This window comes from Nonomuraea sp. NPDC050547, assembly GCF_044457345.1.
Classification (GTDB): Bacteria; Actinomycetota; Actinomycetes; order Streptosporangiales; family Streptosporangiaceae; genus Nonomuraea.
Genome location: NZ_JBITGW010000027.1, coordinates 81,996 through 105,189 on the forward strand (window position 1 = coordinate 81,996; position 23,194 = coordinate 105,189).

The 23,194-nt window shown below is 74.5% G+C and carries 17 protein-coding genes; 8 read left to right on the forward strand and 9 right to left on the reverse strand.

Translation table 11 applies throughout. The features are described 5' to 3' along the window. Window positions 1-4: 4 nt before the first annotated feature. Complete coding sequence (locus ACIBHY_RS48675) at window positions 5-886, reverse strand: winged helix-turn-helix transcriptional regulator (RefSeq protein ID WP_397310353.1); 882 nt, start codon at window positions 884-886, stop codon at window positions 5-7. A gap of 24 nt (window positions 887-910) precedes the next feature. Between ACIBHY_RS48675 and ACIBHY_RS48680 the strand changes: the two genes are divergently transcribed. Beyond that, a complete protein-coding gene (locus ACIBHY_RS48680; RefSeq protein WP_397310354.1) occupies window positions 911-2,173 on the forward strand; it encodes an MFS transporter in 1,263 nt (420 codons plus the stop codon). Window positions 2,174-2,222: 49 nt separating this feature from the next. On the opposite strand, the gene ACIBHY_RS48685 is transcribed toward ACIBHY_RS48680, so the two are convergent. Further along, complete coding sequence (locus tag ACIBHY_RS48685; RefSeq protein ID WP_397310355.1) at window positions 2,223-2,963, reverse strand: helix-turn-helix domain-containing protein; 741 nt, start codon at window positions 2,961-2,963, stop codon at window positions 2,223-2,225. Window positions 2,964-3,091: 128 nt separating this feature from the next. Between ACIBHY_RS48685 and ACIBHY_RS48690 the strand changes: the two genes are divergently transcribed. The 4 genes from ACIBHY_RS48690 to ACIBHY_RS48705 are packed head-to-tail and all read left to right on the forward strand — an operon-like array spanning window position 3,092 to window position 6,979. Next, window positions 3,092-4,117 (forward strand): FecCD family ABC transporter permease, encoded by a 1,026-nt coding sequence (locus ACIBHY_RS48690; protein ID WP_397250586.1) that lies wholly within the window; start codon window positions 3,092-3,094, stop codon window positions 4,115-4,117. Continuing rightward, window positions 4,117-5,190 (forward strand): FecCD family ABC transporter permease, encoded by a 1,074-nt coding sequence (locus ACIBHY_RS48695; RefSeq protein ID WP_397310356.1) that lies wholly within the window; start codon window positions 4,117-4,119, stop codon window positions 5,188-5,190. The genes ACIBHY_RS48690 and ACIBHY_RS48695 overlap by 1 nt, the downstream gene beginning before the upstream one ends. Then, complete coding sequence (locus ACIBHY_RS48700) at window positions 5,187-5,978, forward strand: ABC transporter ATP-binding protein (RefSeq protein WP_397310357.1); 792 nt, start codon at window positions 5,187-5,189, stop codon at window positions 5,976-5,978. Before ACIBHY_RS48695 ends, ACIBHY_RS48700 begins: the two co-directional genes overlap by 4 nt. Next, complete coding sequence (locus ACIBHY_RS48705; RefSeq protein WP_397310358.1) at window positions 5,975-6,979, forward strand: ABC transporter substrate-binding protein; 1,005 nt, start codon at window positions 5,975-5,977, stop codon at window positions 6,977-6,979. Before ACIBHY_RS48700 ends, ACIBHY_RS48705 begins: the two co-directional genes overlap by 4 nt. On the opposite strand, the gene ACIBHY_RS48710 is transcribed toward ACIBHY_RS48705, so the two are convergent. Together ACIBHY_RS48710 and ACIBHY_RS48715 are read right to left on the reverse strand one after the other, a co-directional pair. Then, window positions 6,942-8,672, reverse strand: coding sequence for an ABC transporter ATP-binding protein (locus ACIBHY_RS48710; RefSeq protein WP_397310359.1), 1,731 nt, complete (start codon window positions 8,670-8,672; stop codon window positions 6,942-6,944). The genes ACIBHY_RS48705 and ACIBHY_RS48710 overlap by 38 nt on opposite strands. Continuing rightward, window positions 8,665-10,320, reverse strand: coding sequence for an ABC transporter ATP-binding protein (locus ACIBHY_RS48715; protein ID WP_397250576.1), 1,656 nt, complete (start codon window positions 10,318-10,320; stop codon window positions 8,665-8,667). Before ACIBHY_RS48715 ends, ACIBHY_RS48710 begins: the two co-directional genes overlap by 8 nt. Window positions 10,321-10,490: 170 nt before the next feature. Here ACIBHY_RS48715 and ACIBHY_RS48720 point away from each other — a divergent pair, with 170 nt between their 5' ends. Both ACIBHY_RS48720 and ACIBHY_RS48725 read left to right on the forward strand, forming a co-directional pair. Beyond that, window positions 10,491-12,332, forward strand: a complete 1,842-nt coding sequence (locus ACIBHY_RS48720; RefSeq protein ID WP_397310360.1) for an SIP domain-containing protein — start codon at window positions 10,491-10,493, stop codon at window positions 12,330-12,332. Continuing rightward, window positions 12,329-13,039, forward strand: coding sequence for an alpha/beta fold hydrolase (locus ACIBHY_RS48725; protein ID WP_397310361.1), 711 nt, complete (start codon window positions 12,329-12,331; stop codon window positions 13,037-13,039). Before ACIBHY_RS48720 ends, ACIBHY_RS48725 begins: the two co-directional genes overlap by 4 nt. On the opposite strand, the gene ACIBHY_RS48730 is transcribed toward ACIBHY_RS48725, so the two are convergent. Then, entirely contained in the window at window positions 13,017-13,307 is a 291-nt protein-coding gene (locus tag ACIBHY_RS48730; RefSeq protein ID WP_397310362.1) for a hypothetical protein, read from the reverse strand. The two genes, ACIBHY_RS48725 and ACIBHY_RS48730, sit on opposite strands and share 23 nt — an antisense overlap. A gap of 37 nt (window positions 13,308-13,344) precedes the next feature. Between ACIBHY_RS48730 and ACIBHY_RS48735 the strand changes: the two genes are divergently transcribed. Continuing rightward, entirely contained in the window at window positions 13,345-14,856 is a 1,512-nt protein-coding gene (locus tag ACIBHY_RS48735; RefSeq protein ID WP_397310363.1) for an amidohydrolase family protein, read from the forward strand. Between the two features lie 35 nt (window positions 14,857-14,891). Here ACIBHY_RS48735 and ACIBHY_RS48740 read toward each other — a convergent pair whose 3' ends face one another. From ACIBHY_RS48740 to ACIBHY_RS48755, 4 genes are read right to left on the reverse strand one after another with little or no spacing between them, the layout of a single operon-like run. Continuing rightward, window positions 14,892-15,812, reverse strand: coding sequence for an alpha/beta fold hydrolase (locus ACIBHY_RS48740; RefSeq protein ID WP_397310364.1), 921 nt, complete (start codon window positions 15,810-15,812; stop codon window positions 14,892-14,894). 56 nt (window positions 15,813-15,868) lie between these two features. Next, entirely contained in the window at window positions 15,869-22,339 is a 6,471-nt protein-coding gene (locus ACIBHY_RS48745; RefSeq protein WP_397310365.1) for an amino acid adenylation domain-containing protein, read from the reverse strand. After that, window positions 22,336-22,554, reverse strand: coding sequence for a phosphopantetheine-binding protein (locus ACIBHY_RS48750; protein ID WP_379621142.1), 219 nt, complete (start codon window positions 22,552-22,554; stop codon window positions 22,336-22,338). Before ACIBHY_RS48750 ends, ACIBHY_RS48745 begins: the two co-directional genes overlap by 4 nt. Continuing rightward, window positions 22,547-23,194 (reverse strand): isochorismatase family protein, encoded by a 648-nt coding sequence (locus ACIBHY_RS48755; RefSeq protein ID WP_397310366.1) that lies wholly within the window; start codon window positions 23,192-23,194, stop codon window positions 22,547-22,549. Before ACIBHY_RS48755 ends, ACIBHY_RS48750 begins: the two co-directional genes overlap by 8 nt.

Sequence of the window (23,194 nt, forward strand, 5' to 3'; positions counted from 1 at the left end):
CGGCCTATTTGTGAACGTTATGGATGAGAGTGAGCATCTCCGCCACCGAACCGGCCGGATCGGTGATCGGGAACTGGACCGCCCGGATGACCGCGCCGGGATCGGCGAGCAGGCTGAGCCGCTTGAAACGGTCGACGCCGGCCGCGCGGAACGTCGGCAGCAGCAGCCCGGCCGCCAGCTTGCTGTCCTGGTCTGACAGGAGGGGATACGGCAGCTCGGTGTGCTCGGCGAAGGCGGCCAGCTGGTCGGGCCGCTGGGTGCTGACGCCCCGGATCTCGGCTCCGGCCGCGGTGAAATCGGCCCGCCGCGCGGCGTACGTGAGAGATTCCAGCGTGCAACCGGCCGCGCCCGGGATGTCGCCCCAGCCGGGCGGATAGGCGTGGGCGCCGGGGGCGAAGGCGCCGGGGAAGAGATAGAACACGCTCCAGGCATCGCCTGGCGCGCCGACCGCGAAGGGCCGGCCGTCGTGGCGTTCCAGCACGACGTCCGGCAGCTTGCGGCCGACCAGATCGTGCACGCGGCGCGACTCCGCCGACCCGTGCTCGCCGGCGGCGGTCAGCGCGCCGTCGCCCATCACGTGCCTGGTGCCCCAGTCCTGCAACGCGATCAGCGCCGGCAGCAGGCCCTCGCCCTTCGGGGTCAGCACGTAGTCGTGGCGCGGCGGGCGCTCGGAGTAGGGCCGCTTCTCCAGCACCCCGTGCGCGACGAGCCCTGCCAGGCGCTCGGCCAGCGCGCGCCGGCTGACGCCGAGCTCGCGCTGCAGGTCGTCGAAGCGGGTCGTGCCACCGGCGACGTCCCGCACCACCAGGAACGTCCACCAGTCGCCGATCACGCCGAGAGCTTGGGCGATGCCGCAGTCGGCGTCCTGGAGATCAGCGCGCTTCACGCTCCCACTATAGTGCGTTTCAAAATGGAACTTAATGAGGAGGAAGCCGGGATGACGAGCGTCTTCTGGCGGTGGTGGAGCGCCGGCACCACCAGCGCGATCGGCTCGGCGGTGGGCGGGGTGGCGCTGCCGCTGACCGCCCTGACGGTGCTCGACGCCTCCGCGTTCGAGATGGGCCTGATCGTGGCCGCCGGCTACGTCGCCTGGATCGTGATCGGCCTTCCCGCCGGGGTGCTGGTGCAGCGGCTGCCCATGCGCGGCGTGCAGATCGCCGCCGACCTGGCCCGCGCCGCGGCGGTCGTCTCCATCCCGCTGGCCTGGTGGTGGCAGGCCCTCACGGTCGCCCAGCTGGTGGCCGTGGCGCTCGTGATCAGTTTCGCGAACGTCGTCTTCGACGTCGCCAACTCGACCTTCCTGCCGTCCATCGTGAGCAAGGAGCAGCTGCAGTCGCGCAACAGCCTGACCTCGGGCACCCACGCCGTCACACAGCTCGGCGGGCCGTCCGTGGGCGGCCTCGTCGTCCAGATGCTGGGAGCGGTCCCGACCCTGCTGGTCGACGCGGTCAGCTATCTCGTCTCCGCGCTGCTGCTGCGCACACTGCCGGAACGGCGGGCCGAAGCCCCCGCCGAGTGGCCGCCGATGCGCGCGATGATCGCCGAAGGCTGGCGCTTCGTCGCGCACCACCCGGTGATGGGCCCCTGCATGTGGGCCGCCACCGCGGCGAACGCGGTCTGCGGGGCCCAGCACGCGCTCTTCGCCCTGTACCTGGTGCGCGAGCTGCACGCCTCACCCGCCCTCCTCGGGATCCTGCTGGCCGCCGACGGGGCCGGCACGCTGATCGGCGCCGCGCTGACCACCCGGATCACCGCCCGGTTCGGCAGCGCCCGCGCCCTGATCGCCGCCGGGTTCGTCTCGGTGGCCGGGGCGCTCGTCCTGCCCCTGGGCGCGGGCGTGCCGGGATTCGTCGCCTTCGCCGCCGGCAGTGCCGTCTTCGCGGCCGGTGTGGTGGTGCTCAGCGTGGTGACCCGCACCTACCGGCAGCTCGCCAGCCCGCCCGAGCTGCTGCCGCGGGTCATGGCGACGGTCCGCTTCGTCTCCTGGGGCGCGATCCCGATCGGGGGACTGCTCGCCGGAGGCGTCGCCGGCGTCCTCGGCGGCCGGGCCACCCTGCTGCTCTTCGCGGTGGTGGCCGCCGCGGTGCCGCTGATCCTGCTCTTCTCGCGCGTACGCCGCCTGCGCGACCTCTCCGACCACCAGCACGCCGCCATGTCCCCGGAATCGAGGTGAAACACTCTGCCGATTCTCCATCGCCTTCTCCTGGACCCTGGAGGCGCGGTCAGGCGGAGCGGGCCACCGACATTCTCACGTACGCCCCCGGCGTCTGGCCGAAGTGCCGGCGGAAGGCCAGGATGTAGCCGTTCGCGCTGGTGAAGCCGACTCTGGCGGCCACCGCGCTGACCAGGTGCCCGCGATCCAGCAACTCCAGGGACTCGTTGAGACGCAGCCGCGTGCGCCACTCGGAGAAGGCCAGGCCCGTCTCGGCCCTGAAGGCCCTGCGCAGGCTCGTCGAGCTGCTGTGCAGGCTGCGCGCCCACTCGGCGGCCGTGCGCGGGTCGCTGGGCGTACGGCTGAGCTGCTCGGCCACGGCCGAGGCCACGCGGCTGCTGGGCCGGGGGAGAGGCAGGCTGGCCCGATGGCCGGCCGACAGGGCGGCGAACACGTCCGCGTCGTCGGCGGGGGCCGATCTGCGCATCCGGCTGAGCAGCAGCCTGCGCTGCTGGTCGGTGACGTTCACGGTCGTGACCTCGGTGTGCGGCAGCCGGTACAGGTCCGTCTCGAACGTCTCCACGACGATCAGCGAGTCGGGGCCGAACCTGGCGCTGTGCGGCACCCCCGCCGGGATCCACACGCCGACCGACGGCGACAACCGATGCTCGCACCCGTGCGCGGTGACGGTGATCCGCCCGAGCGGAACGTACAGGAACTGGTGGAAGTCGTGCGCGTGCGTCGGATGGCCCCAGTCCGCGATGAACTCGTCGTCGGCCAGGACCTCCGGCGCGGCCATTGTCTCCGTCACGGTCGCACAACCTCCTCGTGGATGGGTGGCCCCTGAGTGTGAGCGGCCGCCCGCCGCGTTGGACCCGCCCAAGTAAGGTAAGGGTAACCTAATCTGCCGTTCGCCAGGTTAGGAGCCCAGGATGACCGATGACTGACACCCCGCAGCAGCCGAGACCGGTGCTCACCCGTGGCGTGGCGGTCGCCCTGCTCGCCGTCCTCTGCCTGGCCGTCGTGACCGTCGCGGGCATCGCGCTCGGCGCCCGCGACATCTCGCCGCTGGAGGTCGTCCGCGTCCTGGCCGACCCGGGAGGCGACAGCTACAACGGCCACGTCCTGTGGACCGAGCGCATCCCGCGCACCCTGCTCGGACTCGCGGTCGGCGCCGCGCTCGGCGCCTCCGGCCTGATCATGCAGGCGCTCACCGCCAATCCGCTGGCCGACCCCGGCATCCTCGGCGTCGAGCAGGGCGCGGCCATGTTCGTGGTGCTGGGCATCCTGTTCTTCGACATCACCGGGGTGGGCGGCTCCTTCTGGGCGGCGCTGGCCGGGGCGGGGCTGGCCGCCGCGCTCGTGTACGCCGTCGGAACCCGCAGCGCCGCCGGCAGCACCACGATCGGGCTCGTCCTGGCCGGGGTCGCGGTGGCCGCCGTCATGAGCTCGCTCATCACCCTGCTCGTCGTCCGCGACGAAGCCGTCTACGCCCACCTGCGGTTCTGGTCGGTGGGCCAGCTCACCGGCCGGGCCGAGATCCTCGACGAGATCGCGCCGTTCGTCCTCGCCGGGCTCGTGCTGGCGTTGCCGCTGGGCCGTACCCTCAACATGCTCAGCATGGGCGACGACGCGGCCGCCGCGCTCGGCGTCAAGGTCGGCAGGGCGCGGCTGGGCGGCGCGGCCGTGGCGGTGCTGCTCTGCGCCGCGGCCACCGCGGCGGTCGGCCCCGTGGCCTTCGTCGGCCTGGTCGGCGCGCACTGCGCCAGGATGCTCGTCGGCGCCGACCACCGCTGGTCGCTCCCGCTGTCCATGGCCTGCGGGGCCGTGGTGCTGCTCGGCGCCGACATCGCCGGACGGCTCGTCCTGCGCAACGGTGAGATCCAGGTCGCGGTGATGACCGCGGTCGTCGGCACGCCGTTCTTCGTGTGGCTGGCCCGCCGCGGGAACCTGGTGCGCGTCTGATGAACCCGCTCGACACCCGCGTGGGCGCGGGCGCTTCCGGCCGTGCCGCCGTGCTGGCCACGATCAGGCGTACGCGGCGGGGCCAGGTCAGGCGGCTGGCGGCTCTCGTCCTCCTGTGCTGCTCGCTGCTCGCGGCACTGCTGACCGCGGCGATCTTCCTCGGCGGAGCCCGCCGGGTCGATCCCGCCGACATCCTGCCCGCCGCCTTCGGCCTGCGCACCGGCCTGGCCGACTACGTGGTCTTCCAGAACCGGCTGCCGAGAGCGCTGGCCGCTTCGCTGTCCGGCGCGCTCTTCGGCCTGTCGGGCGCCCTCTACCAGCGGCTCATCCGCAACCCGCTGGCCACACCCGACATCATGGGTATCTCGGCGGGCGGCGGCGCCGGCGCCACCACCGCCCTGGTCCTGGCGCCCTCCCTGCCCCTCGGCATCCCGCTGGCGGCGCTGTGCGGATCGTTCCTGCTGGTGGCCGCGATCCACGCCATCAGCTGGCGCCAGGGCGTGGACACCTACCGGCTGGTCCTGGTCGGCATCGGGCTCAGCGCCGTCTGCGTCGCGTACACCAACTACCTGCTCACCGCTGCCGACCAGCACAGCATCGCCATCGCGATGCGCTGGCTGGTCGGCAGCGTCAACGGCGTGAGCTGGGAGGGCGTCGCCACCCTGGCGGTGGCGCTCGTCCTGTGCGCGCTGGGCGCCACGGCGCTGGACCGACCGCTGAGCGGCATGGTCCTGGGCGACGACCTGGCCACCGGCCTCGGCACGACCGTGCCCAGAACCCGCGTCGCCACCCTCCTGCTGGGCGCGGGCGCCGCCGCGCTGGCCACCGGCGTGGTCGGGCCGATCGGCTTCGTGGCGCTGATCAGCGGCCCGATCGCGGTCAGGCTGACCGGCGGACGGCACACGCTCGTCCTGGCGCCGCTCGTCGGCGCGGTCATCGTGCTCGGCGCCGACCTGGCGGCCCAGCACGCGCCCGTCATCAGCCCCGTGCCCACGGGCGTGCTCACCGCGCTGCTCGGCGCGCCCTACTTCTTCTGGCTGATCCTTCGCCGCGGAACCGGAGCCACCTCATGACCTACCAGCTCGAAGCTCGCGCGATCAGCAGCGGCTACGGCACGTCGCTGATCATCAAGGAGCTGTCCGCCGGCATCGCCGCCGGCCGCATCACCGCCCTGGTCGGACCGAACGCGTGCGGCAAGTCGACTCTGCTCAAGTCCATCGCCCGGCTGCTGCCGCTCGCCGCCGGCGCGGTCCTGCTCGACGGCGCCGACATCCACGCCACCCCGACCAAGGAGGTGGCCCGCAGGCTCGGCGTCCTGCCGCAGTCGCCCGTCGCGCCGGAGAGCATCACCGTCGGCGACCTCGTCTGGAGGGGCCGCCACCCCCACCGCCGCTTCGGGCGGCGCCGTACCGCCGCGGACGAGGCGGTCATCGCCGACGCCCTGCTGGCCACCGGCACCGCCGAGCTGATCGACAGGCCGGTCGACCAGCTCTCCGGCGGCCAGCGGCAGCGCGTCTGGATCGCGCTCGCCCTGGCCCAGGACACGCCGACGCTGTTGCTGGACGAACCGACCACCTACCTGGACATCGCCCACCAGATCGAGGTGATGGACCTGCTGGCCGAGCTCAACGAGCGCACCGGCAAGACCATCGTGCTCGTCTCCCACGACCTCAACCAGGCCGCCCTGTACGCCTCGACCATCGTCGCCATGCGCGAGGGCCGGATCGTGCGCCAGGGCCCGCCCGAGCACGTGCTCACCGAGGAGACCGTCGCGGAGGTGTTCGGCCTGACCTGCGCGGTCGTGCCCCACCCCGTCGACGGGACGCCACAGATCTTCCCACTGTCAAGGAGGAACCGATGAAGAAGCTCGTCGCGGCCGCCGCGGCCTGCCTGGCCCTGGTCACCGCCTGCTCGGCACAGGACCGGCCCGCGCAGAAGGCCGCCGCCCCAGGCACGGCGGGGGGCGTGTACCCCGTGACGCTCACCAACGCCTGGGGCGGGGACACCATCGACAAGAAGCCGCTGCGCGTGGCGACCGTCTCCGACGGCGACACCAGCATCGCCCTGGCCCTCGGCCTGGTGCCGGTGATCACTCCCGACACCGAGGACGGCGGGGCGATCCCCGAGTACAAGAAGCGGGCCATGGACAAGCTCGGCGTCACCAGCCTCAAGACCTACGACGACACCGACGGCACCGACTACGAGGCCATCGCCGCCGAGGCGCCGGACGTCATCCTCGGCGTCAACACCTGGGGGATGGACACCGACTACGCCAAGCTCGCGCCGATCGCGCCGGTGGTGACCTACGCCCAGAAGAAGGACGCCGACACCCTGCCGTGGCAGGAGCGGCTGAAGGTCGCGGCCCAGGCGCTGGGCAAGAGCGCCGAGGCGGAGGCGGTGATCGGCGGCAACCGCAAGGCCATCGCGGACGCCGCCGCCGCCAACCCCGCCTTCCGCGGCAAGACCTACACCTACGTCGTCGTCCACCCCGAGCAGATCACGTTCATGTCCTACGCCGACCAGGACCCGGGCATCTTCGAGGACCTCGGCCTGCGCAAGACCGACAAAGCCGCCGGCTACACCGCCAAGGACAACGGGGTCAGCCTGGAGAACCTCGACCAGCTCGACGCCGACGTCGTCTTGGTCACCTACCCGTTCGGCGACGAGGGCCTGCTCAGCGCATCGGAGCTGGCGGGCAACAAGCTCTTCCAGTCGCTTGAGGCGGTCAAGAACAAGCACGTCGCGGTGGTGCCCGCCGAGAACACGCTCTCCTCGGCGATCGCCTACCCCGACGCGCTCAGTTCCTCCTGGGTGGTCGAGCAGCTCACTCCGATCCTGGCCAAGGCGGTCGCCGGAGGCTGACGCCCTCCCCGGGGACCGTCACCAGGCCCGCGGGCATGGACAGCAGACGGCGGCCGCGCGCGATCGTGCCCGCCCGGTGGGCGATCACGATCAGCGTCCGGTCGCCGGCCGCGGCCGACAGCGCCCCCTCGATCATGGCGGCCGTCTCGTGGTCGACCTCGGCGGTCGCCTCGTCCAGGATCAGCACCGCGGGATCGGCGAGGGCCGCCCTGACGATCGCCACCAGCTGCCGCTCCCCGGCCGACAGGCGGGAGCCGTGCGTGCCCACCCTCGTGTCCAGGCCGTCCGGCAGCGCCGCGACCCATCCGGCCAGCCCGAGCTCGCGCAGCGCCGCCTCGACGCGGCGGCGGTCCGGGGGGACGGGCAGCATGGCCAGGTTCTCCGCGAGCGTGCCGTCCACCAGCAGGACGTCCTGCGGGACCAGCACGACGCGCGCCCGCACCCGGGAGGGGTCCACGGCGGCCAGATCGTGCCCGGCGAAGCGGACGGCACCGGTGTCCGGCGTGTACAGCCCGGCCATGAGCTTGCCCACGGTGGACTTGCCCGAGCCGGTCCGTCCCGCGATCACCAGGCGGTCACCGGCGGCGACGGTCAGCGACAGGCCGTCGACGGCCGGGCGCGCGCCGCCGTAGGAGAAGCCGACGCCGGACAGCGTGAGCTCCCCCCGCGCGGGCAGGTCGCCGCCGTCGTCCGCGCCGCCGGTGGGCGCGCTCGCCTCGATCAGGTCGAGTACGCGCGCCAGCCGTACGTGAGCCTCCCGCGCCTCGCCGATCGAGGCGGCCAGATCCTCGAAGCGGTGGAAGATGTCCCGGGTGGCCAGGACGAACACGACGGCCACGCCGACGCTGAGCAGGTCCCGGCCGACCAGCCACGCGCTGAGGGCCAGCACCACCGCCACGCAGGCCGCCTGGAGCAGCGCGAGCCGGTTGAGCTCCAGCTCGGCGCGCACCTGCGCCGCCTGCGTGTCGAGCAGCCGGTCGTTGTCGGCGCCGAAGCGCGCCAGCCAGCGTGGCACGGCGCCGTTGACGCGCAACTGTTCCTGGGCGGGAAGGGACTCGGCGAAGCGCGCCGCGACCGTGGCCTCCGCGGCGGCGACCGCGCCGTACGCCACGCCGGCCCGAGCCTTGAACCGGCGCACGATCAGCACGGCCGGCGGCACGAACGCCACCAGCATCACCACGGTCAGCAACCACGAGTACGCCGCCAGCATCACCACGGTGAACAGCAGGACCGCGGCGCCGGTGACGAGGTCGGGCAGCGTGGCCCCGGCGAACGAGCCCAGCCCGTTGATCTCGCCGGTCACCCGGCGCAGCAGTTCGCCCCTGCGGTTGGCCTCGACGAAGCGCAGCGGTGCCGTGCCGAGCGCGGACACGGCGCGCTCGCGCAGCCCGGCGAGCGCGTGCTCACCCACCCTGACCAGCCAGTACCGCGACGACCACGCGAGCGCGCCCCCGGCCGCGACCAGGACGAGCAGCGCCCCCGACCACAGGGCCAGCGCGCCCGCCCGCCCGCCGCCGGCCGCGTCGATCACCCGGCCGATCGCGGCGGTCACGCCGACCGCCAGGGCGGCGCCGGTCAGGTTGAGCGCCACGACGGCCGCGAGCGCGAGCCGGTGCCCGCGTAGGAACACCGCCGCACGGCGGAAGACCGCCCGCTGGTCCGGCAGATCGGCGAGGACGGGCTGGTCAGGCACGGGTGGGCTCCTGCGTGAGTGTGCCGCCCGCGAGCGCGACCCGCCGGTCGGCGCGGGCGAGGACAGCCGGTGAGTGGCCGGCGAAGACGACCGCCTTGCCCGCCGTCGCGCGGCGCAGCCGGTCCAGCACGCGTGCCTCGGTGCCGGCGTCCAGGGCCGAGGTGACGTCGTCGAGCAGCAGCACGGGACAGTCGCGCAGCAGCGCCCTGGCCAGCACGATCAGCTGGCGCTGCCCGCCGGACAACGCGCCGCCGCGTTCGCCCGCCTGCGTGTCCCAGCCGTCGCCGAGCCCGCTCAGCACGAGGTCGAGCCCGGCCGCGAACGCGGCCCGCTCGATCTCGTGATCGGGGTGGTCGCCGCTCAGCCGCAGGTTCTCCGCGATCGTGCCGTGCAGCAGCAGCGGCCCCTGCGGGACGAACCCGAGCGTGCGGTAGAGGTCGCCGGGGTCGCTGCCCCGCAGCGGGACCCCGCCGAACGAAGCCTCGCCCGTCGAGGGCACCAGCTGGGCGATGGCCCGCAGCAGCGTGCTCTTGCCCGACCCGGTCGCACCGGTGAGCACGACCCACTCGCCGGGCGCGGCGCTCAGCTCCAGCGGGCCGAGCACGAGCCCGCCCTCCCGTTCGACGCTCAGCCCGCTGACCCGCAGCAGCCCGGCGCGCGGCAGGGCGCTCCCGCCCTCCGGCACGCCGGGCAACGCCAGGATCTCCTCGATCCGCCCGGCCGCGACACGCGCCTCGGCCCGGTCCCCGAGCCTGGCGGTCATGACGGTGACCGCCAGCGACACCGTGCCCATCCACAACACGAACGTGGTCAGTTCGCCCACGGTGAGGCGCCCCTCCAGCGCCGCGTACCCGCCCGCGAACAGCCCGGCCACGACCGCCAGCCGGGGCACCACGAAGACCGCCGCCTCCCAGGCGGAGCCGACCGAGGCCAGGCGCATCGTGTGGCGGCTCACCTCGGCGCTGTGGCCCTGATGGCGCTCGACCATGAGCCGGTCGGCGCCCACGCCGCGCAGGGGGAGCAAGGCCGTCAGCAGGTGCTCCGCCACCGTCCCGCGCCCGCTGTGCGCCACGGCCAGCTCTTCCGCGCGCCGGTCGAACAGCGGCGGGAAGACCCGGTTGACCGCCAGCAGCAGCGGCACGGTCAGCGCTGCGATCAGGAGCAGCAGCGGGTCGAGACCCGCCAACGCCGGGACCAGCACCAGCCCGGTGGCGCCGATCACCACCCACGTGGTGAGCCCGTGCACCCAGACCTGGACGGCGCCGACGTCACGCGTGGCCCGGGTGCTCAGGTCGCCGAACCCGGCCGCGTCGCGCCGCATCGTCTCGGTGTCGACCGCCAGGATCGCCCGCAGCAGCCGGGTACGCAGCCACGCGCCCGCCCGGACGTCGGCCAGCGTGGCCCACTTCTGCCAGCCCCGCATGCCCGCGTACTCGGCGGCGGCCACCACGACGAAGGCGCCGGCGTAGCCGGCCGCGGCGGGCACCGAACCGGCCCGCACCCCCAGATCGACCGCCCGCCCGAGCAGCCACGGCAGGGCCAGGAACGCGAGCTGCCTGACCACCGCCGCCGCGACCGCGCGCAGCAGGTCCGCTCGCACCCGCACCAGGCACTGCCGCAGCAGCCGCCGTCCTCGCCGATTCGTCACGGCTGAAACCGTAGGTACCGCACCCGCCCGCGGCTCCAAGGCAGAGCGCACGCCGTCGAAGTCGCCGCCCGATCGTGCGCGGCAGTGGCACGGGCTGGACGCCTGGTTGGATCGCGCCCCCGCCGCCCGCCCTAGCCTGGCGGGGTCGCCCCGAGGAAGGAGCAGTGCGGATGCCCACCCGCAACCCCCGTACGGTCGTCACGTTCCCCATCGTGCTGAGGGAGCTGACCGTCCTGCGCGTCACGGATGTCACCCCGGGGATGCGGCGCGTCACGCTCGGCGGCGCGCAGCTGCGCGCCTTCCACCGCGACGGGTTCGACCTGCCGCCGCTGCGCTCGGAGGGCTTCGACGACCACGTCAAGTTCTTCTTCGCCGCCGACGGCGGGGACCGTCCCGTCCTGCCCCGCCAGAACATCAGCAGCCTCGACTGGCCGGCCGGCGAACGCCCGATCGCCAAGGACTACACCCCGCGCCGCTACGACCCCGACGCCGGGGAGATCGACTTCGACTTCGTCCGGCACGGCGACGGGCCCGCGGCATCCTGGGCCGAACAGGCCACGCCAGGACAGACCGCCTGGATCGCCGGGCCGAAGATGTCCCACCACCACCCCGAGGGCGCCGACTGGATCCTGATCGCCGGAGACGAGACCGCGCTGCCCGCGATCGGCAGGTGGCTGGCCGAGATGCCGGAAGGCGTCAAGGCCAAGGTCTTCATCGAGATCGGCGACGACACGCACCGCCAGGACCTGCCGACCCGGGCCGCCGCCGACATCACGTGGCTCTCGCGCCAGGGCGCCCCGGCGGGCACGACGGACCTGCTGGAGCGGGCGGTCAGGCAGATGGACTGGCTGCCGGGCACCGTCTTCGCCTGGGCGGCGGGCGAGGCGATCTCCCTCAAGGGACTGCGCCGCCACCTCGCCGCCGAGCGCCGGGTGCCGCGCGAGCAGACCCACATCACCGGCTACTGGCGCCTGAGCGAGGCTCCGCACGCCGTACCGGAGGAGGACGACGGCGCGCACGAACGGCTGCACGAGCTCACCGACCTGGCGCCGGGCTTCGCCATCAGGGCGGCGGTCACGCTCGGCCTGGTCGACCTGGTCCACTCCGGCGTGGGCGAGCTGGCCGCCCTGGCCGAGCGCACCTCGACGGACCCCGCCGGGCTCACCGCGCTGATGGACTACCTGGTCTCGATCGAGGTGTTCGCCGCCGGGCCCGACGGCCGGTACCGGCTCACGCCCGTCAGCGAGGAACTCGTCGAGGACGACCACTCGGCCGAGGAGTACCACCTCGGCGGCGCGCGGGCCGCGCTCGACCTGTCGCTGTCCGGGCTGGTGCGGACGCTGCGCACCGGCGGGGCCGGGTACCGGACCGAGACGGGCGAGCCGCTGGCGGCCGCGATGCCGTCCGACGCGCGCCTGGGCGGCTCGGCGCGCGAAGCCGTCGAGGAGAGCGCCCGCTGGGTCGCGCCCGGCGTCCTCGGCGCCTACGACTGGGCCGCGGTGAAGTCGCTCACGGCGGGCGGCAACGGCGCGGCGACCATCGTCAACGCCCTGCTCAAGGCCGACCCGGGACTGCGCGTGCGGATCGCGGCGATGCCGTCGGCGCTCGGCGTGCTGCGTGAGCGGATCCTCGACGCCGACGTGCTGGCGCGGGTGGAGCTGGTCTCCGCCGCGGAGCTGGTGCCGCCCGGCGGCGACGACACCGTCCTGCTGGCGCACGCGCTGACCTGGCTGTCCGACGAGGACGCCGAACTGGTGCTCGCCGAGACCGCGAAGAGGCTGCCCGCGGGCGGGACGCTGGTCATGGTGGAGGAGTTCAGGCCGGAGGGTCCCGACGACCCCGACGTGGTGCTGCACGACCTGCGGCTGCGGTGCGCCTTCGGCTCCGGCCTGCGTACGGCCGGCCGTATCGGGGAGCTCGCCGAGCGGGCGGGACTGCGCGTGCGGACGGCCCGCGACATCGGGTGGGACCACCGGATGTGGGTCATGGACGCGTCACTGGAGGATCGGTGACGGCGGACGGCGTGGTCCTCGTGCACGGCGGCATGCACGGGTCGTGGTGCTGGTCGCGGGTGCTGCCCCGGCTGGAGTTACCCGCCGTGGCCGTCGACCTGCCCCGCGACGCCGGCCTGGACGGGTGGGCGGACACCGTCGCCGGCGCCGCGTCCGGCATGCGGGCGGCCGTCGTCGTCGCCCACTCGCTGGCGGGCATCGTGGCGCTCGAGGCGCTGGCCCGCGCCGGGGACCGGATCCACGGGGCCATGTTCGTCGCCGCCGTCGTCCCGCGCGACGGTCAGTCCTACTTCGGCACGCTCCCCGCGCCCCTGAACCGCCTGCGTGAGCTGCTCGGCGTCGGCAGGCGCGGCGACATCGTGATGCCCGCGGCCCTGGCCCGCCTGCTGCTGTGCCACGACCTGCCGCCGGACGACGCCCGCACGCTGGTGGGCAACCTCACGCCCGAGCCGGTCTCCGTCCTGAACACGCCGGTACGGCACCGCCTCCCCGACGGCGCCCGCCTCGCCTACGTGCACACCACCCGGGACCGGGCCGTCTCCCGCCGCGCCCAGGAGCTCTACGCGGCCCGGCTCCACCCGGCGGCCGACCGGCTGTACCTGGACTGCGGCCACAGCGCCTTCTTCAGCCGCCCGCACGAGCTCGCCGCGCTGGTCAACACGTGGTGCGCCGGTCGGCCCGGCCTCACGCCGGACGGATGCGGATGACCGCGGTCTTCCCGGTGACGCCGACGACCTCCAGGCTCATCTTGTTGACGACGGTCGTGCCGCCCGCCCCGCAGGTCAGGCCCCAGAAGGCGGCGGAGTTCGCCGACGGGCCGGTGATGGTGGCCGAGCACCCGCCGTCGCTGGAGACCTTCGCCCCGATCATCGGCGCGACGAACGAGACCGTCTCGCCCTTGGGCCCCGGCGGTGACGCGTGGGGGTGGCGGCGGGGGAGATAGCGGTCCTTTCGTCGACCAGGCCTGTCGATCACACTGGAAGGATCACTGCATACGGGGAAGGAAGCACTCATGCCCAGCATCCCGAGTGAGCCCGCCGGCCGCCGCGACGTCTTACGCGGCCTCTCGCTGGCCGGCGCGGGAGCCGTACTGGCGACGGGTTCGCCGCCGGCACCCGCCCGCGCGCACGCACCGGACCTCACGGTCCTGCGGCAGGCCAGCCTGATCGACGGCACGGGAGCGCCGGTACGGCGAGGCGTCACCATCGTGGTCACCGGCGGCCGGATCGCCTGGATCGGCGACGACCACGGCGCACCCGGACGCCGGTCGGCCAACGTGGTCGATCTGCGCGGACGGTACGTCATCCCCGGGCTGTGGGACATGCACACCCACGGGACTCTCGACGAGAAGATCGCCCCGCCGCTGTACATCGCCAACGGAGTCCTCGGCGTCCGGGAGATGTGGGGCTCCCCGCCGCTGCACGCGCTGCGCGACCGGATCGAACGCGGTGACCTGCTCGGCCCGCGCATGGTCGTGGCCAGCAACATCATCGACGGCCCCGTCTCGCTGCTGGGGCCCCTGCCCACCAAGGTCGCGAACGCGGCCGAGGCCAGGCGGGCCGTACGCGCGGAACAGGCCGCCGGGGCCGACTTCCTCAAGATCTACTCCTACCTCGGCCGCGACGCCTTCCACGCCCTGGCGGACGAGGCCCGCGCGGCGGGACTGCGCGTCGACGGGCACGTCCCCTACCTGGTGCCCATGGCCGAGGCCAGCCGGGCCGGGCAGCGGTGCTTCGAGCATCTGCTCGGCCTCACCCTGGCCACCTCCAGCCGCGAACGCGAGTTCCGCCGCCGGATGGAGGACACGCCGATCGACCCGGCCGACCCGCGCGCCTGGTACACCATGGTGCGCGAGATGGAACGGCTGGCGGCCGAGACCTACGACCCGGCCAAGGCCAGGGAACTGTACAAGCTGCTCATCCGCGACGGCAGCCGCCACTCGCCCACGCTGTCGGTGCTCAACGTCGTCACCCAGCCCGCCGAGACCTACGCCGACGATCCGCGCCTGAAGTACATGCCGGCCGCCGTCCGCGCCGTCTGGGCCGAGAGCCTGAAGATCGTCGCTCCGGTCACGCCCGAGCAGATCGCCCAGCAGCGCCACTTCTTCAACCGGCTCCTGAGCCTGGTCGGACGCCTGCACCGGGCCGGCGTCGGCGTGCTCGGCGGCACCGACTGCTACAACCCCTACGTCTTCCCCGGCTTCAGCGCCCACGACGAGCTGTCGCTGCTGGTACGCGCAGGGCTCGCGCCGATGGCCGCGCTGCGGGCCATGACCCGCGACGCGGCCCGCTTCCTCGGCCAGGAGGACACCATGGGGACGCTCGCCCCCGGCAAGGCCGCCGACCTGGTGGTCCTGGACGCCGACCCGCTGGCCGACATCCGCAACACGCGCCGCATCCACGCGGTGATGACCCGGGGCCGCCTCATCGGGCCGAGGGAACGCGCCCACATCCTGGCCGAGGTGGAGGCGGCGGCCAAGGAGCAGGGCAGCGCGGCGGCGGTGCCCGCCTGCGCCTGCCACTGACATCAGGGTCGAAGGAGCGCGCGTGCCGGTGACGTTCAGGGCCGGAGGAGGCGGGCGACCTCGGTCACGACGACCTCGGGGTCGGTGAGCGGGACGTAGTGGCCGGAGCGGGGAGCGATCACATGGCGTCCGGCCGGTGACCGGGACGCCCGGTGGGCGTGGGCGGCGTTGGCCGCTGCCCTGGTGGAGGCGGGCATGCCGTTCCCCGCCCGGCCGCCGGAGACCACCGTGACCGGCAGGTCGCCGAGGTGGGGCGGGCCGATCCGCCAGGTGGCGAGCTCGTCGAGGAACGTGCGTACCTGGGCGCGATGGGTGCGCACGGCGGCCGCGGTGAACGCCTCCCGGCGCATGTCCCGCCGCGCGTCCCGAGGCAACGTCAGCATCGTGGACCGGTAGGCGAACCCGAGCAGGCCGAGGTGGGCCAGCAGGAGGTTGACCCGGACCACCACCCGCTCCACCCGCCGGAAGGCCGGGCTGAACAGCACGTCGGCGGCCTCGTCGGCCGGGTCGACGAGCACCAGCCCGGCGACCCGCTCCGGGCGCGCCGCCGCGGCGAGCCTGACGATCGGGCCGCCGGCGCTGTGCCCGACCAGCACGTACGGCCCGGCGCCGAAGTGGTCCAGCAGATCGCCCAGATCGCCGGCCATCCGGCGCAGCGTCCGCGAGACGGGGTCGGCGGGGGAGCGGCCGAGCCCGGCGCGGTCATAGACGATCGCGCGCGCGAACGCGCCCACGGCGGGCTGCACGAGCGCCCACGACGACCGGCCGACCGCGGCCCCGGCCTCGAACACCACCGTCGGCATGGGCCCCGCCGCCGTCGTCGGCTCTGGGCCGGGCGTCGTCATCGCCTCTGGAACGGGTGCCGCTGCCGGCTCTGGGCCGGGCAGCACCATGGCGTGCAGGCGGCGGCCGTCGCGGGTCGGCACCCACTCCGTCGTGCCCTGGATGTGGTTCACGGCCTCCCCGATCGGTCAAAGTTACGCACCCTAACTTAGGGCGGCCGTCAAGTGGGTCACCCGAGGGGTTCGCCCTCGCGGTCGTGGAGCCGCGCGGAGAGGACCGCGCCGATCTCGGCGAGTGGTCCCGGCCGGGTCAGGTCCTTGGGGTCGCAGGCCACGTCGTGCGCGTCGATCACGCCGGTGATGTGCGGGCGCCACGCCCCGGCCGGCCGGCGGTCGTGAAGGGTGCCGGCGGTGCCCCGGAAGTACAGGGCGTCGCCCTGGTACACCCTCGTGCCGTGGCCGCGTACCAGCCGGTCGGTGTTGAGGTGGACGTCCCTGAGCTCGGCCAGGGCGCCCGCGGGCAGTCCGGCCAGCGGACTGCCCTCCCTGCGCAGGATCTCCGCGACCCGCTCCAGCGTGAGCGCGGCGTCGGGGGCGTGGCCGTCCATGGCCAGCAGCGCCTCCAGCGCCTCCGCCTCGTCGGGGGGCGGCAGCTCGCGCAGCGCCTCGGCGGGCCGGGCGTCGAGGATCGCCAGGAGCCGTACGTCGGCGAGCAGCACGGCCAGTTCCTGCGCGATGACGCCGCCGGTGGACCAGCCGAGCAGATGGTAGGGGCCGTCGGGCTGTACCGACCGGATCTGGGCGGCGTAGTCGGCGGCCAGCTCCGTCAGCGAGGCGGGCAGCGGGTGGCGGCGGGCCTGCAGGGCGTAGATCGGGCGGCCGGGCAGGTGCTTGATCAGTCCGCCGTAACACCAGCCGAGCCCACCGGCCGGGTGAACAGCGAACAGCGGCGGCCGTGAGCCCGCCTGGCGCAGGGGCAGCAGCACGCCGAGCGGGTCCGCGCGGGTGCCGCCGTCGATCAGGCTCAGCAGGGCGGCCGGGGTCTGCGCCGCGAACAACGCGCCGACCGGGAGCGTGGCCCCGAGCACCTGGCCGATGCGGTCGATCAGCCGCACCGCGGCCAGCGAGTGCCCGCCCAGCTCGAAGAAGCCGTCGTCGACGCCGGCCCGCGGCAGCCCCAGCACCTCGGCGAACAGCTCACACAGCATCGCCGCCCGAGGCCCGTGGGGCGCCCGCGCCGGCGCGGCCTCCGCGCCGGGATCGAACGCCGCGCGTGTCAGCGCGATCGGCGTGCCAGGACCGTGTGGTGCGCGCGCCGTCGTTCCGGCCCGGCCGGGTTCCCGGCGCCCGGTGTGGGCGAGGGTGCCGTCCCGCCGCCAGACGGCCAGGCCGCCGGTGCGGTACATGCGCGAGCCGGGCGGGCCGAACGGGTCGGCGACGAACCGCTCGGCGGTCAGGCCGGGCCTGCCCAGGTAGCCGCGGGCCAGGGCGGGGCCCGCCGCGTACACCTCGCCCGTCACCCCGGGCGGGACCGGCTGCAGCCGCTCGTCGAGCACGTAGACGCGCGGGTCGCGGCCGTCGTCGCGCGGCCCTCCGGTGGTGTGCGGCCCTCCGGTGGTGTGTAGGCGGCCGGTGACGTGCGCGCTCGTCTCGGTGAGGCCGCGCACGGTGAGCGTCCGGGGTCCGTCCGGCCGCCAGTCGCGCACACGCGCGGCGTCCAGGACCGCACCGTTCAAGATCACGTAGCGGAGCGGCAGCTCGCGGCCGTCGTCGTCAGCCATGAGCCGGTCGAAGGCGACAGGGGCCAGGTTGAGCACCGTCACCTTCTCCCGCCGCAGCAGGGCGAGCAGCTGGAGCGGAGAGCGGCCGACCGGGTGCGGCACCACGACGAGGCGGCCGCCGGACAGCAGCGCGCCCCACAGCTCCCGGGGCGAAAGGTCGAAGGACGCCCACACGTCGCGGCGGGTGAACCCGAGCGAGGCCCCGGTCTCCGACAGCAGCCGCAGCACGTTGCGGTGGGTGACGAGCAGCCCGGCCAGGCCGGAGGAGTACGTCACGTACGCGGGATGCTCGGGCCGCAGCGCACGTTCCGGGTTGTGGCCGAGCCATTCGCCCAGGTCTTCCAGCCAGCTCTCGTCCACCACGCAGACCGGGCCGGCGTCGGCGAGCACGGCGTCGACGCGCTCGCGGGAGTCGGACGGGTCGAGCGGCAGGCACGCCGCCCCCGCCTTCAGCACCGCGAGGATCGCCACCACCAGGTCGGGCCCGCGCGGCAGGTCCACGGCGACGACCGCCTCGGGCCGCGCGCCGTGCGCGATCAGCTTGTGCGCGAGCTGGTTGGCGCGGCTGTTGAGCCTGCGGTAGGTGAGCGCGCCGACGGCCTTCGCCTGCGGGGTACGCCGCGCCAGCGCCTCGAACCGGTCGGGAACCGTGTCCCCGGCGGCGCAGACGAGGACGGGGTCCGGGTCGGCGCCGCCGGTCAGCCAGGCGCGTTCGGCGGCGTCGAGCAGGTCGAGGCGGCCGATCGGCAGGTCCGGCTCGGTCACCGCCTGACCCAGCAGGCCGGTGAAGCGGGCGGCCAGCGACCGGGCGCCGTCGCGGTCGAACAGGTCGGTGCTGTACTCCAGGAAGCCGTTGCCGTCGGTGTCCAGCCGCAGCGTCAGGTCGAACGCGGCCGTGCCGGTGTGCACCAGGCGGGACTCCGCGGCCTCCCGCAGCACCAGCATCACCTGGAACAGCGGGTGCCGGTCGCGGGCGCGGACCGGGTTCAGCGCCTCGACCAGCCGGTCGAAGGGCAGTTCCGGATGGTCGAAGGCGGCCAGGTCGGCCTCGCGCACCCGATGGAGCAGTTCGGCGAAGGTGGGGTCGCCCGAGGTGTCCGCGCGCAGCACGAGCAGGTTGGCGAACGAGCCGACCGCCCCGCTCAGCGCGCTGTCGTGGCGTCCGGCGACCGGTGTGCCGGTCGGGATGTCGGTGCCTGCCCCCAGCCTGGTCAGCAGGGCGGCGAGCGCGGCGTGCAGCACCATGAACGGAGTGGCGTGGCTGCGGCGGGCCAGGTCCAGGGCGCCGGTCCAGATCTCGGGCGCGATCGCCACCGGCACGGTGTCGCCCGCGCCGGTGGGGACGGCGGGCCGCGGCCGGTCGGTGGGCAGGTCGAGCCGCTCGGGCAGGCCCGCCAGTGCCTTGGTCCAGTGCTCGCGGCCCGGCTCGCCGAGGTCGAGCTGCCACAGCGTGTAGTCGGCGTACTGCACCGGCAGGGGCTCGAACCCGGGACTGTGCCCGGCGGCGCGCGCAGCGTAGGCGGTCTGGACGTCGCGCACCAGCGGGCCCACCGACCAGCCGTCACCCGCGATGTGGTGCAGGACCAGCATGAGGATGTGCTCGCGGGCGCCCAGCCGCAGCAGGTGCGCGCGGAAGGGCGGCTCGCGGGTCAGGTCGAAGGCGCGGCGGGCGATGGTGCGCATCGCCGTCTCCGGCATGTCCGGCTGCCACATGGGCAGCGCCACCGGCGCCGGCAGCCGGATCTCCTGGTACGGCACGCCGTCCCGGTCGGGGAAGACCGTGCGCAGGATCTCGTGCCTGGCCACCACGTCGGCCAGCGCCGTGGACAGGGCCTCGCGGTCCATCGGCCCGCTGAGCCGTACCGCGATGGGGAGGTTGTGGGCGGGCCCGCCCCCGTCGGCGCGGTGCAGGAACCAGAGCCGGGACTGCGCGGAGGACAGCGGCATCGGCCGCGGCCTGGGCCTGCGCCGCAACGGGGGCCGCGCGGCCCGGTCGGCCGGCAGCCGGGCGGCCAGTTCGGCGGGCGTGGGGCCGGAGAAGACCTCCCTGACCGGCAGCCGCACGCCGAAGCTCTCCCGGATGCGCCCGGCCAGCCGCCCCGCCAGCAGCGAGTGGCCGCCCAGGTCGAAGAAGCTGTCGCGCGGCCCGGCCGCGACGCCCAGCACCTCGGTGAACAGCTCGCACAGGGCGCGTTCCGCGGCCGTACGGGCGTCGGGGTCACGCCCGCCGACGACGACGGGTGGGGGGAGGGCGGCGCGCTCCAGCTTGCCTCCGGGTGTGCGGGGCAGCGTGGCCAGCGGCACGATCGCCGCGGGCGTGAGCGCGGCGGGCAGGTGTTCCGCGGCGTGCTCGCGCACGAGCAGCGGGTCGGCGGCGGACGTCACGTAGCCGATCAGCCGGTCGCCGTGCACGGCCACCGCGGCGGCGCCGACGTCCGGATGGCTTTCCAGCACGGCCTCGATCTCGCCCGGCTCGATGCGCAGCCCGCGCAGCTTGATCTGCTCGTCGCCGCGGCCGAGCAGTTCCAGACGGCCTTCGGCGTCCCAGCGGGCCAGGTCGCCGGTGCGGTAGAGGCGTTCCCCTCCCGGCGCGGCCACGAACCGTCCGGCGGTGAGCGCCGGCCGGTTGAGGTAGCCGCGGGCCAGACCGGCGCCGGACAGGTACAGCTCGCCGACGACTCCGGGCGGCGCGGGCCGCAGGGCGCCGTCGAGGATGTGGACGCCGGTTCCCGCGGTGGGCCCCTCCCCGCCGTCGCCGAACCAGGTGTAGGCGTCGACGGTCGCCTCGGTCGGCCCGTAGTGGTTGACCGCCCGCGTGCGCTCGCGGAGGGCGCGCCACATCGGCTCCGGCACGGCCTCGCCGCCGACCACGGTGACGCGCGGCGGGCCGGCCAGCAGTTCGGGCAGCTCCTTCAGCTGCGACGGCGTGACGTCGAGGCAGCCGATGGCGTTCTCGCGCACGTACGCGGTCAGCGCGGCGCCGTCGCCCTGGACGTCCTCGCCGATCAGGTGGAGCTCGTGACCCAGCACCATCCACAGCAGCGGGTCGAGTGCGGCGTCGAAGGAGAACGACGCGGTGTGCGCGACGCGCAGCCGTTCCCCGCGGGGGACCAGGCGCTCGCGGTGGCCGGCCAGGAGCGCGGCCAGGCCGCCGTGGGTGGCGACGACGCCTTTGGGCTTGCCCGTGGAGCCGGAGGTGTAGATGACGTAGGCGGCGTCATCGGGGTGCGGTTCCGCCATGCGGGTGCGCGGGACCTCGCCCGCCTGCGCCCAGCCGGGGGTGATCACGATCGAGGGGGCGGCGTCGGTGAGCATGAGGCGCCGCCGTCCGGCGGGGTAGGCGGGGTCGACCGGCAGGAACGCGGCCCCGCAACGCAGCACGGCCAGCAGCGCCACGACCAGTTCGGCCGAGCGGGGGAGGGCCAGCGCGACGATCTGGCCGGGTCCGGCCCCTTCGAGCACGAGCTGGCCGGCCATGTGGTCCACCCTGGCGCCGAGGTCGGCGAAGGTCAGCTTCTCCTCTCCGCTGACGAGGGCGAGGTCGTCCGGCGCCAGCCGTACCCGCTCCTGGAAGGCGGCGACGACGGACGGCGGCGCGACGGGCGGGCGGCGCGGCGCGGGCAGGGCGGCGCGGTCCTCGTCGGTCAGCAGGTCCAGGCGGCCCAGGGGCGTGCCGGCGGGCACGTCGGCGAGCGCGCCGAGGAAGCGGGCGAGGCGGCGGGTGTGCGCGGCCAGGGACTCGGGGGTGTAGCGGGCGGCGTTGCCGTCGAGGTCCAGGATCAGCTGGTCGCCGTCGAAGCTCAGCGTGATGGCGACGTCGTCCACCGGTCCGGCGGCGAGGTTGGTGACGGTGCCGGAGGATCCGGCGAACTTCACCTCGGTGGGGAACGGCTTGATGTTGAGCATCGGGCCGGACAGCGGGTGCCGGGTCCCGGCCAGCCCGAGGTCCCGGCGCAGGTCCTCGCTGCGGTAGCGGCAGTGAGCGCGCGCCTCGGCGATGCGCCGCGCCGCCTGCTCCACGAGCGAGCCCAGGGTACGGCCCTGCCGTACGTCCAGCCGCAGCGGCAGCACGTTGACCGCCAGGCAGGGCACCCGCAGCCCGGCGCCGGAGCGGTTCATCAGCGGCAGCCCGATCACCACGTCGGTGGTTCCGGTGACCCTGCCGACGTAGCAGGCGACCCCGGCGGCGGCCACGTCCGCCCAGGTCGCGCGGGCCTGCCGGGCCAGGGCGTCCCAGTGCCGCGCGGGCGGCAGGGACGCGCGGCAGCGGACGACCTCGTGGGCCGGGGTCGGCGGCTCGCGGGTGAGGCCCACCGGGTCCGGGCGGCCGGCGAGCCGTCCCAGCCAGTAGGCCCGGTCGGCCGCGAACTGCGGGGACCGGCGGTAGTCCCGTTCCTGGGCCAGCACGGGCGCGAGGGTGCCGAACGGGCTGGGCCCCGGCGCGAGCGCGTCGGTGAGCGCCGAGTAGATCTCCGCGACCCGGCCGACCAGGAGCGAGAGCGCGTAGGCGTCGATGAGGATGTGGTGGGCTCGCAGGTACCAGACCGTGTGCTCGTCGGACAGGCGCAGCAGGGCGTGGTGGTGCAGGGTCCCGGTGACCACGTCGACGGGGGAGCGGGTGCCGGCGCGCATCCACTCCTCGGCCGCCGCCTCCGGGTCGGGCTCGCCGCGCAGGTCGAGCAGGACCAGGCGGCCGCTGACGGAGTCCCAGTCGGGCACGTACTGGGCCGGTTCCTCGGTGAAGCGCAGCCGCAGCGGCTCGGCCTCGGCCAGGCACCGGCGCAGTGCCCGCTCGAAGCGGGCGGCGTCCAGCGGGCCGTGGATGTCGAGCCGGTCGGCGGCGTTGTAGAGGGGGTTGCCGGGGTCCAGGCGCTGGGCGAACCAGATACCCGCCTGAGCCCCGGTCAGGGGCATGGTCATGCCAGCAGCTCCGCCCAGGCCGTCAGCGTCGGGCGCTCGACCAGGTCGGGGAAGGACACCTCCGCGCCCTCTGCCCGCCACCGCTCGGCCAGGGTCATCAGCCGGATGGAGTCCATGCCCGCCGCGAGGAGGTCGTCGTCGGGGCCGATCTCCTCCGGCTCGACGTAGAGCAGTTCGGCGACCTGCGCGCGCAGCCGCCGGGCCGTCTCAGACACCGGCCACCTCCCTGCTGAGGGCCCGGCTGATCTGCGCGGTGGTCGCGGTGACCGCGCAGCGCTCGGCGGCGTAGCGCAGCGCCATCTCGTGGTGTTCCAAGGAGAAGTCGGCCACCGCGTCGGCCACGACGAAGGGCTGCACATCCCGCATGAACGCCTCGCACGCCGTCATGAGCACGCCGATGTGGGCGTAGACGCCGCAAATGATCAGTTGGTCGCGCCCCTTGTCCTTCGTCAGCCCGGCCAGGTCGGTGCGCTGGTAGGCGCTGTACCTCCACTTGGTGATCACCAGGCCGTCGCCGCGCGGCGCGAGCCCGGCCACGATCTCGGCCTCACGGGGGTCGGCGCCGACGCCCACACCCCAGAAGTCGCGCAGCAGGCCGCGGTCCTCGGTGCTCTGCGCGCCCGGCTGGGCCGAGTAGATGATCGGCACGCCCAGGTCCGCGCACCGGGCGCGCAGCGCCAGGACGTTGGCCATCAGTTCGATCAACGGGGACTGACCAGGGGTGAAGGCGTCGAGGAAGTAGTTCTGCATGTCGTGGATGAGCAGGACGGCCCTGCGCGGGTCGGGGCGCCAGGCGACGCGATTGGCGGGTACCTGACTGGGCATCGGATAGGGGGCGATCTCGGGAATGGCCAT

Excerpts from the sequence above, each read along its gene's own strand:
- ACIBHY_RS48680 (WP_397310354.1), top strand. The coding sequence starts at position 911 with ATGGAACTTAATGAGGAGGAAGCCGGGATGACGAGCGTCTTCTGGCGG.
- ACIBHY_RS48690 (WP_397250586.1), top strand. The coding sequence starts at position 3,092 with ATGACTGACACCCCGCAGCAGCCGAGACCGGTGCTCACCCGTGGCGTG.
- ACIBHY_RS48695 (WP_397310356.1), top strand. The coding sequence starts at position 4,117 with ATGAACCCGCTCGACACCCGCGTGGGCGCGGGCGCTTCCGGCCGTGCC.
- ACIBHY_RS48700 (WP_397310357.1), top strand. The coding sequence starts at position 5,187 with ATGACCTACCAGCTCGAAGCTCGCGCGATCAGCAGCGGCTACGGCACG.
- ACIBHY_RS48705 (WP_397310358.1), top strand. The coding sequence starts at position 5,975 with ATGAAGAAGCTCGTCGCGGCCGCCGCGGCCTGCCTGGCCCTGGTCACC.
- ACIBHY_RS48720 (WP_397310360.1), top strand. The coding sequence starts at position 10,491 with ATGCCCACCCGCAACCCCCGTACGGTCGTCACGTTCCCCATCGTGCTG.
- ACIBHY_RS48735 (WP_397310363.1), top strand. The coding sequence starts at position 13,345 with ATGCCCAGCATCCCGAGTGAGCCCGCCGGCCGCCGCGACGTCTTACGC.
- ACIBHY_RS48745 (WP_397310365.1), bottom strand. The coding sequence starts at position 22,339 with ATGACCATGCCCCTGACCGGGGCTCAGGCGGGTATCTGGTTCGCCCAG.
- ACIBHY_RS48755 (WP_397310366.1), bottom strand. The coding sequence starts at position 23,194 with ATGGCCATTCCCGAGATCGCCCCCTATCCGATGCCCAGTCAGGTACCC.